This is a genomic window from Paracoccus sp. DMF, from assembly GCF_004407025.1.
GTDB lineage: Bacteria > Pseudomonadota > Alphaproteobacteria > Rhodobacterales > Rhodobacteraceae > Paracoccus > Paracoccus aminovorans_B.
Window position 1 is genome coordinate 52,715 of sequence record NZ_SOKV02000006.1, and the last position, 19,015, is coordinate 71,729.

The following is a 19,015-nucleotide window of genomic DNA, read 5'->3' on the forward strand; positions in this document are numbered from 1 at the left end:
GCGCCATTGCCCGCGCATGGAAAACTTTGCCGCCTCTGTCCGCCAGGCAGGGATCGCGCTGCGCGACCTCTTCGAGCCGACCCCGCTTCAGAAGAACGACCACCTCTCGGCCCGCTATGGCGCCGAGATCTGGCTGAAACGCGAAGACTTGACGCCGGTGCGCAGCTACAAGCTGCGCGGCGCCTTCAACGCCATGCGCAAGATCGTGGCGCGGGGCGGGGCCAGCCATTTCGTCTGCGCCAGCGCTGGAAACCACGCCCAGGGCATGGCCTTCGCCTGCCGGCATTTCGGTGCGCGCGGCACCATCTTCATGCCGGTGACCACGCCGCAGCAGAAGATCGCCAAGACCCGGATTTTCGGCGGCGGCGCCGTCGAGATCGTGCTGACCGGCGATTATTTCGACCAGACCCTGGCCGCCGCGCAGGAATTCGCGCGCCGGGACGGGGCCACCTTCCTGTCGCCCTTCGACGACCCCGATATCATCGAGGGCCAGGCGACCGTCGGGCTGGAGCTGCTGGACCAGTTGGGCCGGGCGCCCGACCTGGTCGTGCTGCCGGTGGGCGGCGGCGGGTTGGCGGCCGGCGTGACGAGCCTTCTGGCCGAGCTCGCCCCCCGCACCGAAGTGGCCTTTGCCGAACCCGAGGGCGGCGCCAGCCTGCGCGAGGCGCTGCTGACCGGCGCCCAGGTCACCCTGCCGGCGGTGGACAATTTCGTCGACGGCGCCGCCGTGGCGCGGATCGGCGACCTGCCCTTCGCGGCGCTGAAACGCTTCTCGGCCGCGCAGGTCCATCCCGCGCCCGAGGATCGCATCTGCGCCACCATGCTCGATATGCTCAATATCGAGGGCATCGTGCTGGAACCCGCCGGCGCGCTGGCGGTGGACGTGCTGCGCGACATGCCCGACCTCGCCGGCAAGCGCGTGGTCTGCCTCTGCTCGGGCGGCAATTTCGACTTCGAGCGCCTGCCCGAGGTCAAGGAACGCGCGCAGCGTTTCTCGGGCCTGAAGCGTTATTTCATCCTGCGCATGCCGCAACGCCCCGGCGCGCTGCGCGACTTCCTGCAATTGCTCGGCCCCGAGGATGACATCGCCCGGTTCGAATACCTGAAGAAATCGGCGCGCAACTTCGGCTCGATCCTGATCGGCATCGAGACCACCCGGCCCGAGAACCTGGACAGCCTGCGCGCCCGGCTGGAGGCGGCGGGCATCGGCTATCGCGACATCACCCGCGACCCGGTGCTGGCGGAATTCCTGATCTGATCCTGGCCCGACCCCTCCCCCTTCAGGCGCGGCGCATGCTGGTCCGGACGGGGCAGGCATCGGCCTCCAGCCCGCGCATCAGCGCCCGCTTCGATTCAGAATAGCTTTGCAGCAGGCCGGGGGTGTCGACCTGCATCGGCCGCCCCCCCGCTGCGATGCGTTCACCTTGGTCGCAGAGATTGCCGAAGTCGGAAAAACCCAGGTTCCAGGCGCAACCCTTCAGGAAATGCAGGTTGGTCTCCAGCCGCAGGGCATTGCGCCGCGACAGGCGCATGAGCACGCCCTCGACCTCGTCGAGAAACAGCTCGAGGATCAGCTGGAACTCGTCGTCCCCGACCTCGGCGCGCAGTTCGTTGATGCGGTCCCAATCCAGCATGGACAACCTTTGCAAGAATCATGCGGCCAGCTTAGCAGCAATTTCATCTCTGGCGTGTTAATCGCGAAAATTGTCAGGATTAACGGAGTCTTCAGCTCGGCGGGTTAGACCGGGGGCATGATGATCCTCGACAGCCAGGCCGTGAAGTCGATTCCGCATAATTCGCGGCTGGTCCTGCTTGTCGACGACAGCCGGGCGCAACGGCGCACGCTGGCGGTGCAGCTCATCCGCGCCGGCTATCACGTGGTCGAGGCCGCCAGCGGCGAAGAGGCGATGCGGATCTGCCTGGACCGCCGGCCGGACATCGTGATCTCGGATTGGATGATGCCGGGGCAGACCGGGCTGGAATTCTGCCGCCAGTTCAGGGACATGCAATCCGACCGCTACGGCTATTTCATCCTGCTGACCTCGCGCAACGACAAGAAGGACATTGCCGAAGGGCTGCGCGCTGGCGCGGATGAATTCATGACCAAGCCGGTGTCGGGGGCGGAACTGCTGGCCCGGCTTTCCGCCAGCGAGCGCATCCTGCGCATGGAGGAAAGCCTGCGCAGCACCAATGCCCAGCTGCGCGACACGCTGGACCAGCTGCGCGAGACCCAGGCCGCCATCGACCGCGACCTGCGCGAGGCGCGGCGCCTGCAGCAGGGGCTGGTGCGCGAAAGGCACGGCCATTTCGGCGATTTCGAACTGTCGCTGCTGATGCGCCCGGCCGGCCAGATCGGCGGCGACCTGGTCGGCTTCTTCCCGATCAATGCCCGGCGCGTCGGCATGTTCGCGCTGGACGTGGCTGGCCATGGCGTGGCGGCGGCACTGCTCAGCGCCCGGCTGGCGGCGCTGCTTTCGGGCGCCACCGACCACAATGTCGCGCTGCGCATCACCGAGCTTGGCCTCTACGATGCCCATCCCCCGGCCGAGATCCTGCGCCTGCTCAACACCCTGATGATCCAGGAATTGCGCACCGATTCCTATTTCACCATGGTCTATGCCGACCTGGATTTCCTCAGTGGCCGGCTGCGGCTGGTGCAGGCCGGCCATCCCCATCCGGTCCTGCAACGCGCCGACGGCAGCATGGAGCGGATCGGCGGCGGCGGGCTGCCGGTCGGCGTCTTCGACCATGCCGAATACGAAGAGGTGCAGCTGTTCCTGCACCCCGGCGACCGGCTGTTCATCGCCTCGGACGGGCTGACCGAGGCCGAGAATGCCCGCGGCGAGCCGCTGGGCGAAGAGGGGCTTCAGGCCATCCTGCGCACCAACGCCCTGCTGCGGGGCGACGCGCTGCTGGAATCGATCTGCTGGTCGGCCGCGAATTACGCCGGCGGCCAGCGCAACGACGACATCTCGGCCGTGCTGATCGAGCGGCGCGGGCCCGTCACGTCGCTGGATCAGCCGCGCGGCTGATCCCTGACACCGCGCTGCAAGGCCGCGGTCACGAAGGCCCGCCCGCCGGGATCGGGCAACAGCCGCGCGACCTGGTCCAGCGGCACCCAACGCGCCTCATGCCCGGCCTCGCGGGGCGGACCGCGGCGCAGCACCGGCCGGGCGATCCAGACCGAGCACAGCTTCTCGGCCCAGAATCCGTAATCCGGCATGAAGCAGAACCGGCGATAGGCACCCAGGCGCCGGCAGCCGCCGATGCTCCAGCCGGTCTCCTCGGCCACCTCGCGATGCAGGGCGCAAAGCGGCGATTCGCCGGGATCGATACCGCCACCGGGCAGCTGGAACTCGGGCACCGGCGCGCGCTGGAACGTCAGCAGCGCCGCATCGCCGCGGATCAGCAGCGCATAGGCCCCCGGGCGCAAGCGATAGTCCCGCGCCCCCGGCGGTGGTCCGAACCGTGGAATCATCGCCTGCCCCTTTCCGCTCCGGCCCGGCCGGCATCACGGCCTTGCCCGGCTTCTTTGCTCTTCAAATACCCACGCGACCGCGCCACCGGCGCGGGCTTGGCAATCAGCGCGGGCAGAAAACAAAAACCGCGCAAACCCAAAGGCTTGCGCGGTTTTTATTTTGGTGCCCAGGAGAGGACTCGAACCTCCACGCCTTGCGGCACACGGACCTGAACCGTGCGCGTCTACCAATTCCGCCACCTGGGCAGGTCGCGTAAGCCGGGTGATTAAGGCCAGCCGCGGGGGGTGTCAACGGGGGTTCGGAGAAAATCTTCGCGCCGCGCAAATCTTTTTTCGCCCGCCCCGAAAGACCCCGCATCCGGGCCTTGCCGGGCCGGCCGCGCACCCCGTCCGGGCCTGTCCATTCGGCCAGCTTGCCGGGCAAATCCCGGCGGGATTAGAAGGGCTTCACAACCCGTATAATGTTGCCTGTGCCCCAGTCGAACGGACCATCATGGATGACCTCATAAGCCGCGAATGGGATGCCATCGTGATCGGCACCGGCGTGGGCGGCGGCACGGCCGGACGGCGCCTGGCCGAACAGGGGCTTTCCGTGCTCTACCTGGAAAAGGGCCCCGACCTGGGCGACGCCGCCCTGCCCGCCTTGGGGATCGAGACCCGCGACCCCGACGAACGGCTTGCCAACGGCGCCTGGCCCCGGCTGCTCGAGGCGGAGCTCGACGGCGCCTGGTGCGAGCTCGACGGCATGATCGGCGCCGGTGTCGGCGGCACCTCGGCCTATTACGCCGCGACCCTGGAACGGCCCGAGCGGCACGACCTGGACGACAGCGACGGCCATCCGCATCCCACCGGCGGCTGGCCCGTCGGCTATGACGAGATGCGGCCCTGGTTCGAACTGGCCGAGCGCTATTTCCACATCAATGGCGAGGTCGATCCGCTGGCCCCGAACGGTGCCGCGCTGCTGGCGCCGGTGCTGCCGCTGCCGGCCTCGGATGCGGCGCTGATGCAGGACCTGCGCCGCGCCGGCATGCACCCCTATCGCACCCATATGGCGGCGCGCTTCCTGCCCGGCTGCGAGAACTGCTTCGGCCGGCGCTGCGCGCGGCGCTGCAAGATGGACGGCCGCACGGCCGGCGTGCTGCCGGCGCTGGAGACCGGGCGCGCCGCGCTGATCGACCGCTGCACCGTCACCCGGATCGAGGCCGATGCCGGCCGGGTCCAGGCCCTGACCTGCCGGCGCGCGGGGCAGGACTTCACCCTGCGCGCCCGGCGCTACGTGCTCGCGGCGGGCGGGCTGGCATCGCCGGCGCTGCTGCTCAACTCGGCGGCCGAGGCCTGGCCCGAGGGGCTTGGCAACCGCAGCGGGCTGGTCGGGCGCAACCTGATGTTCCACCTGTCCGAGATCATCGCGATCTGGGCCGGGCGCGGCCGGGAGGAGGCGACGCGCTCGATCAGCCTGCGCGACCTGTATTTCATGGAGGGCCAGCGCTTCGGCACCGTGCAATCCATGGGGCTGAGCGCCGGTTTCGGCGAGATCCTGCATGCGCTGCACGGCCGCTTCGACCAGTCGCCGCTGCGCCGGCTGCGCCCGCTGCGTCACGGCATGCGCATCCCCGCCATGGTCGCGGCGCGGATGCTGGGCCGCGCCAAGCTGTTCGTCGGCGTGCTCGAGGACCTGCCCTATGCCCAGAACCGGGTGCTGCCCGATGCCGACGACCCCGACCGGCTGCGGTTCCACTATGACATCTCTGACGAGCTGCGCAGCCGCCGCGCCGCCTTCCGCAAGGCGATGCGCAAGGCGTTCCGGCCGCATCGCGCCATGTTCATGGGCGCGGCCCCACAGCTGAACTTCGCCCATCCCTGCGGCACGCTGCGCTTCGGCGACGATCCCCGGACCAGCGTGCTGGACCGCGACTGCCGGCTGCACGGGGTGGAAAACCTCTATGTGGCCGACAGCTCGTTCATGCCGACCTCGAACGGGGTCAACCCCAGCCTGACCATCGCCGCCAATGCGCTGCGGGTCGCGGATGCGGTCGCGGCGGGGCTACGGCTTGCCGCTGGCGGTGGGCTTGGGTATTGAACGGACAAGCACGCCACGCATAGGAGCGAGAGCCATGTCCGCAACCAAACTTGTCACCATCTATGGCGGGTCTGGATTCCTGGGGCGGCAGATCGCCCGAACCATGGCCCAGCAGGGCTGGCGCATCCGCGTCGCCGTCCGCCGCCCGAACCAGGCCGGCGTCGTGCGCACCTACGGCGCTCCCGGCCAGGTCGAGCCGGTGCCCTGCAACGTGCGCGACGACCTTTCCGTCACCGCCTGCATGACCGATGCGGATGCGGTGATCAACTGCGTCGGCATCATGGTGCGCGAGGGCAAGAACACCTTCCAGGCCATCCACGAAGAGGCCGCGGGCCGCATCGCCCGTATCGCCGCCCAGCAGGGCGTCAGGCATTTCGTGCATGTCTCGGCCCTGGGCGCGGACCCGGATTCGACCAGCCGCTACGCCGCCTCGAAGGGCCGGGGCGAGGCCGAGGTGCTGGCGCAGCGCCCCGATGCGGTGATCCTGCGGCCGTCGATCATCTTCGGTTCGGACGACCGGTTCTACAACCGCATCGCGGCCATGACCCGGCTGGGACCGATCCTGGTCGTGCCGGGCGCGAACACGCCGGTGCAGCCAGTCTATGTCGAGGACGTGGCCCGCGCCGCCGCCCTGGCCGCCGCGGGTGAGGCGCCGCCCGGCATCTACGAACTGGGCGGGCCGGACGTGCTGACCATGCGCGACATCGCGCAACAGGTGCTGACGGCCACCGACCGGCGCCGGCTGATCGTCGGCCTGCCGCATGTCCTGGCCGGGATCATGGGCGGGGTGCTGGATGCGGGCCAGGTCGCGGTCGGCGGGCTGCTGACCAACCGGCTGCTGACCCGCGACCAGGCGCGCACGCTGCGGCTGGCGAACCGCGTCGGCCAAGACCAAGGCATCCGCACCTTTGCCGATCTGGGCATCCAGCCGACCGCGGCCCCGGCCGTGATCGCGGAATACCTGTGGCGCTTCCGGCCCTCGGGCCAATATGACGCGATCACCGCCACGGCGAAGAACCTGCGCGACAACTGATGGAACACAACACCATCGTCGCCGCCGCCCTCGGCCTGCTGGAAGGGCTGACCGAGTTCATTCCCGTGTCCTCGACCGGCCACGTCCTGCTGGCCGGGCATTTCCTGGGCTTCGACTCGCCCGGACGCGCCTTCGAGGTGCTGATCCAGCTGGGCGCCATCCTGGCGATCCTGGGGGTCTATGCCGGCAAGCTGTGGCGCATCTTCTCCAGCGCGCCGCATGATCCCAAGGCGCGCCGCTTCATCCTGGCGGTCCTGCTGGCCTTCCTGCCCGCCGTGGTGATCGGTGTGCTGGCGCACAAGGTCATCAAGGAGATCCTGTTCGAAACCCCGCTGCTGATCGCCAGCATGCTGATCCTGGGCGGGGTGGTGCTGCTGTTCGTGGACCGCATGGCGACCCGGCCGCGCTATCACGCGGCCGAGGATTTCCCGCTGCCGATGGCGGTGAAGATCGGCTTCATCCAGTGCCTGGCGATGATTCCCGGCGTCTCGCGTTCCGGGGCGACCATCGTCGGTGCCCTGCTTTTGGGCGCCGACAAGCGTTCTGCCGCGGAATTCAGCTTTTTCCTGTCCATGCCCACGATGCTGGGCGCCTTTGTCTATGACCTCTACAAGAACCGCGACATCCTGGACGCGGCGGCGGCGGGCAATATCGTCGTCGGCTTCGTCTGCGCCTTCTTGGCGGCCGTGGTCGTGGTGCGCGGGCTGCTGAATTACGTCTCGGCGCATGGCTATGCGTTCTTCGCCTGGTGGCGAATCGTGGTCGGCGCCCTGGTTCTGCTGGCTTTGCAGGCAGGTTGGTAAGATGCGCTGACCTATTTTCCGCACTCGCAGCAAGAAAATCTGCTGGCGGGCGCCAGAAATCGTTAATTAGGTCAGCCTAGCTGACTTTTAATCGGCTGCGGCCTGTTTTATCAGGCTCTCATACTCCTCGTGATCGAAGGACGCGCAGCCATGGCCACGCAAAAGATGCTCAAATTCGTCACCATCGGGCGCGAGATGCCCGAAAAGCGTGACGCGGCGACCCGCTCGGAAGACTTCCACGAGATCTATCGCGAGTTTGCCGACGCCAAGGCCAAGGAACAGGCCAGCCGCTGCAGCCAATGCGGCGTGCCCTATTGCCAGAGCCATTGCCCGCTTCATAACAACATCCCGGACTGGTTGCGCCTGACCGCCGAGGGCCGCACGCAAGAGGCCTATTTCCGCAGCCAGGAAACCAACACGTTCCCCGAGATCTGCGGCCGCATCTGCCCGCAGGACCGGCTGTGCGAGGGCAATTGCGTCATCGAGCAATCCGGCCACGGCACCGTCACCATCGGCGCGATCGAGAAATACATCACCGACACCGCCTGGGAGATGGGCTGGGTCCAGCCCGCCGCCCCGGTGGTGGAACGCGCTGAATCCATTGGCATCATCGGCGCCGGCCCGGGCGGGCTGGCCGCCGCCGACCGGCTGCGCCGCATGGGCTATCAGGTCACGGTCTATGACCGCCACGACCGCGCCGGCGGGCTGCTGATCTATGGCATCCCCGGCTTCAAGCTGGAGAAATCCGTGGTCGAGCGCCGCAACCAGCTGCTGCGCGACGGCGGCGTGGAATTCGTGCTGAACGCCAATGTCGGCGAGGACATCAGCTTCGACGCCATCCGCGGCAAGCATGATGCGGTGCTGATCGCGACCGGCGTCTACAAGACCCGTGACCTGGACATCGACAATGCCGAGGCGCGCGGCGTGGTGCGGGCGCTGGACTATCTGACCGCCTCGAACCGGGTCGATCTGGGCGACGAGATCCCCGATTACGAGGATGGCGAGCTGAACGCCCGCGGCAAGCGCGTCGTGGTGATCGGCGGCGGCGACACCGCCATGGACTGCGTGCGCACCGCCATCCGCCAAGGCGCGCAATCGGTCAAGTGCCTGTATCGCCGCGACCGCGCCAACATGCCGGGCAGCCAGCGCGAAGTGCAGAACGCCGAGGAAGAAGGCGTTGAATTCGTGTGGCTTTCCGCCCCCGGCTCGTTCAGCGGCCATGTCACCGGCGAGGCGATGGTCGCGCAAGAGGTCGATGTGGACGGGCTGCCCGCCATCGCCTCGGTCCGGGTGCAGAAGATGCGGCTGGGCGCACCGGACGTCAGCGGCCGGCAGTCGCCGGAGCTGATCGAGGGCGCCGATTACGACGAGCCGGCCGACCTGGTCATCAAGGCGCTGGGTTTCGAGCCCGAGGAGCTGCCGCGGCTTTGGGGCGTCGAGGGGCTGGAAGTGACGCGCTGGGGCACGATCAAGGCCGATTACCAGACGCACCAGACCAGCCTGCCCGGCGTCTTTGCCGTGGGCGATATCGTGCGTGGCGCCAGCCTGGTGGTCTGGGCGATCCGCGACGGCCGCGAGGCCGCCGACAGCATCGCCGGCTTCCTGGCCGGCAGCGCCCGCGTCGCCGCCGAATAGGGGGTGTGACCATGATGCACGGGACGTACACGGACCGTACACCGCGCGTACACCGCCTGCGCGCGTTGCCCGTTGCGCGGGCCTGGGTGCTGGCGGCGGGAACGGCAGGCTTGCTGACCCTTTCTGCCCTGCCCGTGGCGGCGGCGAATTTCGCCCCGCCGGAAGGCTGCCGGCTGGAGATCACGGTGCAGAACCGCGGCTGCACGGTGTCGCAGCATTACCGCTGTTCGGGCGATACGCCGGGCGACCAGTGGGTGACCTATTTCACCCGCGAGGGCGCCACCTACCAGTCGCGTATCGACAAGGAAACGCGCTGGATGGAAAGCACCGACCTGCGCAGCGGGCTGGTCGATGTGCTGGAGGAGGGCGCGGCGGACGACGCCTCATTCAGCACGCTGGCGGCGACCGGCAAGGACGATTTCGACTTCTGGACCCGCTCGAACAATGGCGAGCGGCTGCATCACGTCGGCGAGGACCGGCTGACCGGCGAGACGGTGCAGATCGACGGCGTACCGCTGGAGGTGACGCAGTTCGAGCTGACCACCTATAGCGAATCGGGCGACGTGCTGATTACCCGCAAGGGCCAGCAGTTCATCAGCCGCGCCCAGCGCCGGTTCTATGGCGGGGTCGAGACCTCGGAGGACTGGACCGGCGCGCGCCAGGAAACCAACGACAGCCCGGTGACCTTCGCCTTCCCGGGACAGCCCGGCTTTGGCGCGACCACGCCGGAATATGATTGCGACCTGCAAATGGTGAACGGCCGCGACGCCGACGCCGTGAGGCAGCTTTTGAAAGGGGCACGGACGTGAAGGACTGTGAAAACATGAGCTGGGAACAGCAGGAACAGGCCCGCCGCGACTGGATGGACCAGCATTCGCTGTATCGTGCCGAGGACGAGCATTCCTCTTGCGGCGTCGGCCTGGTGGTGAACCTGGACGGCAAGGCCAGCCGCAAGGTGGTCGATGCCGGCATCAATGCGCTGAAAGCGATCTGGCACCGCGGCGCGGTGGACGCGGACGGCAAGACCGGCGACGGCGCCGGCATCCATGTGCAGATCCCGGTGCCGTTCTTTTACGATCAGGTGCGCCGCACCGGGCACGAGCCGGATCAGAACAAGCTGATCGCCGTGGGCCAGTGCTTCCTGCCGCGCACGAACTTCGCCCAGCAGGAGCTTTGCCGCACCATCGTCGAATCCGAAGTGCTGCGCATGGGCCATTATATCTATGGCTGGCGGCATGTGCCGGTGAACACCTCGGTCCTGGGCGAAAAGGCCAATGCCACCCGCCCCGAGATCGAGCAGATCCTGATCCGCTGCGAAAAGGACATCGACCAGGAGCAGTTCGAGCGCGAGCTGTATATCATCCGCCGCCGCATCGAAAAAGCGGCCATCGCCGCGCAGATCGGCGGGCTGTATCTGTGCACGCTGTCCTGTCGGTCGATCATCTACAAGGGCATGATGCTGGCCGAGCAGGTCGCGGAATTCTATCCCGACCTGAAGGACGAGCGGTTCGAATCGGCCTTCGCGATCTATCACCAGCGCTATTCCACCAACACCTTCCCGCAATGGTGGCTGGCGCAGCCCTTCCGCATGCTGGCCCATAACGGCGAGATCAACACGCTGAAGGGCAACTCGAACTGGATGCGCAGCCACGAGATCCGCATGGCCAGCCGCGCCTTCGGCGAGATGGCCGAGGATATCAAGCCGATCATCCCCGGCGGCAGCTCGGATTCGGCGGCGCTGGACGCGGTGTTCGAGGTCATGGTGCGTTCCGGCCGCTCGGCGCCGATGACCAAGACCATGCTGGTGCCGGAAGCCTGGTCCAAGGCCACCACCGACATGCCGCAGGCCTGGGCCGACATGTATGCCTATTGCAACTCGGTCATGGAGCCCTGGGACGGGCCGGCCGCGCTGGCGATGACCGACGGGCGCTGGGTCTGTGGCGGCCTGGACCGCAACGGGCTGCGGCCGCTGCGCTATGTCATCACCGGCGACGGGCTGCTGATCGCGGGCTCCGAGGCCGGCATGGTCCCGGTCGCCGAGGCCACGGTGCGCGAGAAGGGCGCGCTGGGTCCGGGCCAGATGATCGCCGTCGACATGGCCGAGGGCAAGCTCTACCACGACCGCGAGATCAAGGACTACCTCGCCTCGGCCCAGCCCTTCGGCGAATGGATCGAGAAGGTGGTGCAGCTTTCGGAAGTGATGCGCGACCTGCCCGAGGAACTGTCCTTTACCGGCGAGGAACTGCGCCGCCGCCAGATCGCCGCCGGCTATACGGTCGAGGAAATCGAGCAGATGCTGGCGCCCATGGCCGAGGACGGCAAGGAGGCGCTGGCCTCGATGGGCGACGACACGCCGCCCGCGGTGCTGTCGGGCCAGTATCGGCCGCTGTCGCATTTCTTCCGGCAGAACTTCAGCCAGGTGACCAACCCGCCCATCGACTCGCTGCGCGAGACGCGGGTGATGTCGCTGAAGACGCGCTTTGGCAACCTCAAGAACGTGCTGGACGAATCCAGCGCCCAGACCGAGATCCTGCTGCTGGAAAGCCCCTTCGTCGCCAATGGCGAATTCGCCGAGATGATGAAGCTGTTCGGCGATGCGGTGACGCAGATCGACTGCACCTTCGCCGATGGCGCCGGTCCCGAGGCCATGGCCGAGGCCCTGGCCCGCATCCGCGCCGAGGCCGAGGATGCCGTGCGTTCCGGCGCCGGCCATCTGGTGCTGTCGGACGAGAAGGTCGGCCCGGACCGCATCGGCCTGCCGATGATCCTGGCGACCAGCGCCGTGCACAGCTGGCTGACCCGCAAGGGGCTGCGGACCTTCTGCTCGGTCAACGTGCGCTCGGCGGAATGCATCGACCCGCATTACTTCGCGGTGCTGATCGGCTGCGGCGCGACCACGGTGAACGCCTATCTGGCGCAGGACACCATCGCCGAGCGGATCGAGCGCGGGCTGCTCTCGGGCAGCCTGATCGACAACATGCGCAACTATCGCGATGCCATCGACGCCGGTCTGCTGAAGATCATGGCGAAGATGGGGATCTCGGTGCTGTCCTCCTATCGCGGCGGCTTGAACTTCGAGGCGGTGGGGCTGTCGCGCGCCATGGTCGCGGAATATTTCCCCGGCATGCAGTCGCGGATCTCGGGCATCGGTCTGCACGGGTTGCAGGCGAAGCTGGAGGACATCCACGCCAAGGGCTTCCATGCCGACACCACCGAACTGCTGCCGGTGGGCGGCTTCTACAAGGCGCGCCGCTCGGGCGAAAAGCACGCCTGGGAAGCCAACACCATGAAACTGCTGCAGATCGCCTGCGAAAAGGCGTCCTATGACGTGTGGAAGCAGTTCACCGCGACGATGCGGGCGAACCCGCCGATCCACCTGCGCGACCTCTTGGACATCAAGCCGCTGGGCAAGCCGGTGCCGCTGGAGGAGGTGGAATCGATCACCTCGATCCGCAAGCGCTTCGTGACGCCGGGCATGTCGCTGGGCGCCCTGTCGCCCGAGGCGCATATGACGCTGAACATCGCCATGAACCGCATCGGCGCCAAGTCCGACAGCGGCGAGGGCGGCGAGGATCCGGCGCACAGCCACCCGCTGCCGAATGGCGACAACCCCTGCGCCAAGATCAAGCAGGTCGCCTCGGGCCGCTTCGGCGTCACCGCCGAATACCTGAATGCCTGCGAAGAGCTGGAGATCAAGGTCGCGCAAGGCGCCAAGCCCGGCGAGGGCGGCCAGCTTCCGGGCATGAAGGTCACCGACCTGATCGCGCGGCTGCGGCATTCGACCAAGGGCGTGACGCTGATCTCGCCGCCGCCGCATCACGACATCTATTCGATCGAGGACCTGGCGCAGCTGATCTATGACCTGAAACAGATCAACCCGCGCGCCAAGATCACCGTGAAGCTGGTGGCGTCCTCGGGCGTCGGCACCATCGCGGCGGGCGTGGCCAAGGCCAAGGCGGACGTGATCCTGATCTCGGGGCACAACGGCGGCACCGGGGCCTCGCCGGCGACCTCGATCAAGTTCGCCGGCCTGCCGTGGGAGATGGGCCTGACCGAGGCGCATCAGGTGCTGGCGATGAACCGCCTGCGCGACCGCGTCACGCTGCGCACCGACGGCGGTCTGCGCACCGGCCGCGACATCGTCATGGCGGCGATGATGGGGGCCGAGGAATATGGCATCGGCACCGCCGCGCTGATCGCCATGGGCTGCATCATGGTGCGCCAGTGCCAGTCGAACACCTGCCCGGTCGGCGTCTGCACCCAGGACGAAAAGCTGCGGGCGATGTTCACCGGCTCGGCCGACAAGGTGGTGAACCTGATCACCTTCTATGCGACCGAGGTGCGGGAAATCCTGGCCAGCATCGGCGCGCGGTCGCTCGACGAGGTGATCGGCCGCGCCGACCTGCTGACCCAGATCAGCCGGGGCGACAAATCGCTGGATGACCTGGACCTGAACCCGCTGCTGATCACCGTCGATGGCAGCGAGAAGATCGTCTATGACCGCACCAAGCCGCGCAACGCCGTGCCGGACACGCTGGACGCCGAGATCATCCGCGACGCCAGCCGCTTCTTCTCGGACGGCGAGAAGATGCAGCTGAGCTATGCGGTCCGGAACACGCTGCGCACCATCGGCACGCGGACCTCGTCGATGATCGTGCAGACCTTCGGCATGCGCAACAACCTGCAGCCCGACCATCTGACGGTGCGGCTGACCGGCAGCGCGGGCCAGTCGCTGGGCGCATTCGCCGCGCCGGGGCTGAAGATCGAGGTCTCGGGCGATGCCAACGACTATGTCGGCAAGGGGCTGTCGGGCGGCACCATCACCGTGCGCCCGCCGATGTCGAGCCCGCTGGTCGCGGCCGAGAACACCATCATCGGCAATACCGTGCTTTACGGCGCGACCGACGGCTACCTGTTCGCGGCCGGTCGCGCGGGCGAGCGTTTCGCGGTCCGGAACTCGGGCGCCAAGGTGGTGATCGAGGGCTGCGGGTCCAACGGCTGCGAATACATGACCGGCGGGGTCGCGGTGATCCTGGGCCGGATCGGCGCCAACTTCGGCGCCGGCATGACCGGCGGCATGGCCTATCTCTATGACCCCGAGGGGCTGGCGCGCGACTATGTCAATGCCGAGACGCTGATCCTGTGCCCGGTGACGCAAGCCCATTGGGAAGCCGAGCTGAAGGGCCTGATCGAGCGTCATGCGCGCGAGACCCGCTCGCGCCGGGCCGAGGACATCCTGCAGAACTGGGAGGAAGAAAAGCTGAACTTCCTGCAGGTCTGCCCGCGCGAGATGCTGCCGCATCTGAAGCATCCCATCGCGGATGTCGAGGACCTGGCGGCGGTGCCGGCCGAGTAACCGCGCCGGATCGGAATGCGAACGGGGGCCCTTGCGGCCCCCGTTTGCTTGTGGCTGTCTAGGCCCGTTCCATTGACCAAGGATTTTCCCCGATGACCCGCACATTCCTGCCGATCTGCGCCCCGCTGCTGGCGCTGGCCCTGCTGGGCGGCTGCCGCGACGAACAGGCCGAAGGGCCGATGAAGCCCGGCATCTATGCGACGACCAACAATGGCATCGCGCATCGCGCGGTCTTCAACAAGGACGGCACCTATGTCGACATGCAGGACAATGTGCCGAAGCCCGTCGCGCAAGGCAAATGGTCGCGCCGGGACGGCAAGCTGTGCCTGCATGAGGACGGCGCCGCCGAGCCGCTTTGCGCCGAGGAAAAAGCCGTCGGCACCGATGGCAGCTTCAGCATCACCGCCAATGGCGTGACGCAGGACTTCAAGATGGTGGCGCAATGAACGGCGGGATGGCCGCAGCCTTCGTGCTGCTGATCGCGCTGTTTGCGGGGCCGGCCTTTGCCCTGATGTTCAAGACGCCCATGGCCCGCAAGACCTTCGAGACGCGCAAGGCCCGCTTTGCCGAGGGCCGGCTGAAAAAGGACCCGCAGACCGACCTGATCGGGCCGCATCGACCGTTCTGGCGCAACTGGCTGCTGGCCTCGCTGATCTTCGGGGTGGTGGCGGCGGCGATCATGGCAGGCTTGGCGCGCGTCGTCTGACGCGCGGGCAGGCGCGGGGCGGTGCGGACATTTCTGCGTGCCCGGCGTTTTGCGCAAGAATAAGATTAGTAAGAACAATTATTTACACTTGCGTCTCATTCGCATGGCGAGGCCGATACAGGGTTTGACATGGGGCCTCGGCTGGCTAAAAGCCCCCGAGCGCCGGATTCGGAAAAGGACGCCCGCCATGTCAGCCCGCTTCTCGCCCACCGAGCGCATCGCGCTGGGCAGCATCCTCGTCGGCGTCCTGGTGCTGGGGCTCAAGGCACTGGCTTGGTGGCTGACCGGCTCGGTCGCGCTGCTGTCGGACGCGCTGGAAAGCACGGTGAACGTGGCCACGGCGGTGGCGGCGCTGATCGCCATCCGCATCGCGCAGAAACCCGCCGACAAGGACCACCCCTATGGCCACCACAAGGCCGAGTTCTTCAGCGCCGTGCTGGAGGGGGCGATGATCATCACCGCCGCGCTGCTGATCCTGCGCGAGGCCTGGCACGGCATCCAGAACCCGCGTCTGCTGGACGCGCCGGCCCTGGGGCTGGCGATCAACATCGCCGCCTCGGTGGTCAATGCCTGGTGGTGCTGGGTGCTGATCTCGCGCGGGCGCAAGCTGCGCTCGCCGGCGCTGGTGGCGGACGGGCATCACCTGCTGACCGACGTGATCTCCTCGGCCGGCGTGGTGGTCGGGGTGGCGGCGGCGGTGGCGACCGGCTGGGCGGTGCTCGACCCGGCGCTGGCGGCGCTGGTGGCGCTGAACATCCTGTGGTCGGGCTGGAAGGTCATGGGCCGCTCGCTGTCAGGCCTGATGGACGAGGCGGTGTCCGAAGAAACCCTGGCCGCGATCCGCGCCACCATCTCGGACACGGCGATCGGCGCGATCGAGGCGCATGACCTGCGCACCCGCCACGCCGGCCCGCGCACCTTCATCGACTTCCACCTGGTCGTCGACGGCCAGACCACGGTCGAAGCCGCCCATGCGATCTGCGACCGCATCGAGCAGGCGCTGAAGGCCAAGCTGCCGGATGCGATGATTACCATCCACGTCGAGCCGCCGCACAAGGCCAAGCATTCCGGCGTGCTGGTGATCTAGCGCAGCCGCTGCCCTTCGGCGTCGAAGTGAAAGGCGCGGTCCGGGTCGAAATCCAGCCCCAGCGCCTCGTCCACGGCAAAGTCGCGCTCGCCGAACATGCGCAGGGTCAAGAGCCCGTGGTCCTCGGCCTGGACATAGGCCAGGGTCTCGCCGCCCAGCTTCTCGACATGGCTGACGCGACCCTGGATGCGGCTGCCGCCGGGCAGCAGATGCTCGGGGCGGATGCCCAGCGTGTCCGAGTTGAGGCCCAGCCGCGCGCCCTTAAGGAAGTTCATCTGCGGGCTGCCGATGAAGCCGGCGACGAAGGTGTTGTCGGGGTCGTTATACAGATCCATCGGCCGCCCGACCTGCTCGACGCGGCCGGCGCGCAAGACGACGATCTTGTCGGCCAGCGTCATCGCCTCGACCTGGTCATGGGTGACATAGATCATCGTCGCGCCCAACTCGCGATGCAGCCGGGCGATCTCGATCCGGGTCTGCACCCGCAGCGCGGCGTCGAGGTTCGAGAGCGGCTCGTCGAACAGGAACAGCTTCGGGCGGCGCACGATGGCGCGGCCGATGGCGACGCGCTGGCGCTGGCCGCCCGACAGCTCGGCCGGGCGGCGCGCCATCAGCGCGTCCAGCGCCAGCATGGCGGCGGCGCGGTCGGTGGCCTGGGCGATCTCGGCCCGGGGCGTGCCGGCCTGTTTCAGCGCCAGCCCCATGTTGTCGCGCACGGTCATGTGCGGATAAAGCGCATAGCTCTGGAACACCATGGCGATCTCGCGCTTGGCGGGGGCCAGGTCGTTGATGCGGGCGCCGTCGATGGCGATCTCGCCGGCGCTGACCTCCTCGAGCCCGGCGACCATGCGCAGCAGCGTAGACTTGCCGCAGCCCGAGGGGCCGACGAAGACGCAGAACTCGCCATCGGCGACCTCCAGGTCGACGCCCTTGATGACATCGGTCGCGCCGAAGGACTTGGTGACTTGCGAAAGGCTCAGGGCGCCCATGGGGTTCGCTCCTTGTTCATGGCGGAAAGGGTCATTTCACGGCGCCGGCGGTGATGCCGCGGATCAATTGGCGCGAGAACACCAGGTAGAGCGCCAGCACCGGCAGGATGGCGAGGCTCAGCGCCGCCAGCACCGCGTTCCAGTTGGTGACGAACTGGCCGATGAAGACCTGGCTGCCCAGGGTGATGGTCTTGGTCGCCTCGCTGGGTGCCAGGATCAGCGGGAACCACAGGTCGTTCCAGATCGGGATCATGGTGAAGACGGCGACGGTGGCCATGGCCGGACGCACCAGCGGCAGCACCAGGCGGAAGAAGATGGTGTATTCCGACAGCCCGTCGATGCGCCCGGCGTTCTTCAGGTCGTCCGAGACGCCGCGCATGAACTCGGACAGGATGAACACCGCCAGCGGCAGCCCCTGCGCGGTATAGACCAGCACCAGCGCCGCCAGCGTGTTGACCAGCCCCGAGGCGACCATCAGCTGCAGGATGGCGACCGTGCCCAGCCGGATCGGGATCATGATCCCCAGCGCCAGGTAAAGCCCCATCAGCATGTTGCCGCGAAAGCGGTATTCCGACAGCGCGAAGGCCGCCATGGCGCCGAACAGCAGCACGAAGAACAGGCTCGCCACGGTGACGATCAGCGAGTTCTGGAAATAGAGCAGGAAATCCCCCTGCGCCAGCACGGTCCGATAGCCGACCAGGTCGAAGCTGTCGCCCGAGGGCAGCGCCAGCGGACCCTGAAAGATCGCCCGGCGGTTCTTGAAGCTGTTGACCACGATGACAAAGACCGGGAACAGCGCGATGGCGGTATAGGTCAGCAGCACGGCATGGGCGGCGATGCTGCGGGCGGTGGAATGGCGTGCGTCACTCATGGTCTTGCCCTCAGAACTGATAGCGGCGCATGCGGCGCTGGATGGCGAAGAGATAGAAGCAGACGCCCAGCAGGATGATGGCGAACATGGCGGTGGCGATGGTCGCGCCCATATGCGGGTCGCCGATCTGCAACTGGAAGCCGAAAAAGGTCCGATAGAGGAACGTCCCCAGGATGTCGGTCGAGAAGTTCGGCCCCGCCAAGGCGCCTTGCGTCACGTAGATCAGGTCGAAGGCGTTGAAATTGCCGACGAAGGTCAGGATCGAGATGATGCCGATCGAGGGCAGGATCAGCGGCAGCTTGATCTTCCAGAACTGCGCCCAGCCGGTGACGCCGTCGATCTCGGCCGCCTCGATCACCTCGTCGGGGATCGTCAGCAGCGCGGCATAGATCAGCATCATCGGGATGCCGACGAATTGCCAGACCGAGATCAGCGCCAGCGTGGTCAGCGCCGTGCCCTCGCGGCCCAGCCAGGGCGCGAACAGCGCCTTCAGCCCGACGGCGTCCAGCATGCCGGGCGCGATGCCCCAGATCGGCGACAGGATCAGCTTCCAGACGAAGCCGACGATGACGAAGCTCAGGATGGTCGGGATGAAGATCGCGGTGCGATAGAAGGCCGCGCCGCGCAGCCGCGGCGAGGACAGCAGCGCCGCCAGCGCCACGCCGACCGGGTTCTGCACCAGCATGTGCACCAGGAAGAACCAGGCATTGTTGCCCAGCGCGTTCCAGAAACTCGCCGACCAGCGCGGATCGCCCAGCAGGGTGGCGAAGTTCTGCAGCCCGACAAAGACCCGCTGCCCCTCGACGACATTGAACAGCGACAGGTTCAGCGTCCCGAACAGCGGCACGATCATGATGGCGGTATAGACCAGCACCGCGGGCGCAAGAAACACCGCGATATGCCAGCGGAATGCGCGCCGCTGTGCCATGGCACCCTCCTCTTCTCCGTTGAAAAATACCCTCGGGGGGTGCGGGGGG

General features: G+C 67.4%; 16 protein-coding genes and 1 tRNA gene. 11 read left to right on the top strand and 6 right to left on the bottom strand.

Going from position 1 to position 19,015, the window contains the following annotated elements; all coding sequences use genetic code 11:
• Positions 1-16 precede the first annotated feature (16 nt).
• Complete coding sequence (ilvA, locus tag E3D03_RS05075; protein WP_263566076.1) at positions 17-1,258, top strand: threonine ammonia-lyase IlvA; 1,242 nt, start codon at positions 17-19, stop codon at positions 1,256-1,258.
• Between the two features lie 22 nt (positions 1,259-1,280).
• Here ilvA and E3D03_RS05080 read toward each other — a convergent pair whose 3' ends face one another.
• Positions 1,281-1,634 carry a histidine kinase gene (locus E3D03_RS05080; RefSeq protein WP_062561864.1) on the bottom strand — a complete coding sequence of 118 codons (354 nt, stop codon included), beginning with the start codon at positions 1,632-1,634 and terminating at the stop codon, positions 1,281-1,283.
• A gap of 117 nt (positions 1,635-1,751) precedes the next feature.
• Between E3D03_RS05080 and E3D03_RS05085 the strand changes: the two genes are divergently transcribed.
• Positions 1,752-3,032, top strand: coding sequence for a PP2C family protein-serine/threonine phosphatase (locus E3D03_RS05085; protein ID WP_062561863.1), 1,281 nt, complete (start codon positions 1,752-1,754; stop codon positions 3,030-3,032).
• Here the strand turns inward: E3D03_RS05085 and E3D03_RS05090 are convergent.
• A complete protein-coding gene (locus E3D03_RS05090; RefSeq protein WP_263566077.1) occupies positions 3,017-3,478 on the bottom strand; it encodes an NUDIX hydrolase in 462 nt (153 codons plus the stop codon). The two genes, E3D03_RS05085 and E3D03_RS05090, sit on opposite strands and share 16 nt — an antisense overlap.
• 161 nt (positions 3,479-3,639) lie before the next feature.
• Positions 3,640-3,724, bottom strand: a tRNA-Leu gene (locus tag E3D03_RS05095).
• Positions 3,725-3,971: 247 nt separating this feature from the next.
• On the opposite strand from E3D03_RS05095, the gene E3D03_RS05100 reads away from it, so the two are divergent.
• The 9 genes from E3D03_RS05100 (at position 3,972) to E3D03_RS05140 (ending at position 16,178) form a co-directional block, all read left to right on the top strand.
• A complete protein-coding gene (locus E3D03_RS05100) occupies positions 3,972-5,558 on the top strand; it encodes a GMC oxidoreductase (protein ID WP_263566078.1) in 1,587 nt (528 codons plus the stop codon).
• Positions 5,559-5,592: 34 nt separating this feature from the next.
• A complete protein-coding gene (locus tag E3D03_RS05105) occupies positions 5,593-6,591 on the top strand; it encodes a complex I NDUFA9 subunit family protein (protein ID WP_074969392.1) in 999 nt (332 codons plus the stop codon).
• Complete coding sequence (locus tag E3D03_RS05110; protein WP_411969791.1) at positions 6,591-7,394, top strand: undecaprenyl-diphosphate phosphatase; 804 nt, start codon at positions 6,591-6,593, stop codon at positions 7,392-7,394. The genes E3D03_RS05105 and E3D03_RS05110 overlap by 1 nt, the downstream gene beginning before the upstream one ends.
• A gap of 150 nt (positions 7,395-7,544) precedes the next feature.
• Complete coding sequence (locus E3D03_RS05115) at positions 7,545-9,029, top strand: NAD(P)-dependent oxidoreductase (protein WP_263566079.1); 1,485 nt, start codon at positions 7,545-7,547, stop codon at positions 9,027-9,029.
• A gap of 110 nt (positions 9,030-9,139) precedes the next feature.
• Positions 9,140-9,838, top strand: a complete 699-nt coding sequence (locus E3D03_RS05120) for a hypothetical protein (RefSeq protein ID WP_263566080.1) — start codon at positions 9,140-9,142, stop codon at positions 9,836-9,838.
• Between the two features lie 14 nt (positions 9,839-9,852).
• Positions 9,853-14,385: a glutamate synthase large subunit gene (gene gltB, locus E3D03_RS05125; protein WP_263566081.1), complete on the top strand. Its 4,533-nt coding sequence runs from the start codon at positions 9,853-9,855 to the stop codon at positions 14,383-14,385.
• Positions 14,386-14,477: 92 nt separating this feature from the next.
• Positions 14,478-14,831 carry a hypothetical protein gene (locus E3D03_RS05130; RefSeq protein ID WP_263566082.1) on the top strand — a complete coding sequence of 118 codons (354 nt, stop codon included), beginning with the start codon at positions 14,478-14,480 and terminating at the stop codon, positions 14,829-14,831.
• An 8-nt stretch (positions 14,832-14,839) separates the two neighbouring features.
• Positions 14,840-15,091, top strand: coding sequence for a hypothetical protein (locus tag E3D03_RS05135; protein ID WP_263566083.1), 252 nt, complete (start codon positions 14,840-14,842; stop codon positions 15,089-15,091).
• A gap of 187 nt (positions 15,092-15,278) precedes the next feature.
• Positions 15,279-16,178, top strand: coding sequence for a cation diffusion facilitator family transporter (locus E3D03_RS05140; protein ID WP_263566084.1), 900 nt, complete (start codon positions 15,279-15,281; stop codon positions 16,176-16,178).
• On the opposite strand, the gene E3D03_RS05145 is transcribed toward E3D03_RS05140, so the two are convergent.
• From E3D03_RS05145 to E3D03_RS05155, 3 genes are read right to left on the bottom strand one after another with little or no spacing between them, the layout of a single operon-like run.
• Positions 16,175-17,167: an ABC transporter ATP-binding protein gene (locus E3D03_RS05145; protein ID WP_263566085.1), complete on the bottom strand. Its 993-nt coding sequence runs from the start codon at positions 17,165-17,167 to the stop codon at positions 16,175-16,177. The genes E3D03_RS05140 and E3D03_RS05145 overlap by 4 nt on opposite strands.
• A gap of 31 nt (positions 17,168-17,198) precedes the next feature.
• On the bottom strand, positions 17,199-18,038 hold the full coding sequence (locus tag E3D03_RS05150) for a carbohydrate ABC transporter permease (RefSeq protein ID WP_263566086.1): 840 nt from the start codon (positions 18,036-18,038) through the stop codon (positions 17,199-17,201).
• 10 nt (positions 18,039-18,048) lie between these two features.
• Entirely contained in the window at positions 18,049-18,966 is a 918-nt protein-coding gene (locus E3D03_RS05155) for a carbohydrate ABC transporter permease (protein ID WP_062561851.1), read from the bottom strand.
• Between the last annotated feature and the right edge of the window lie 49 nt (positions 18,967-19,015).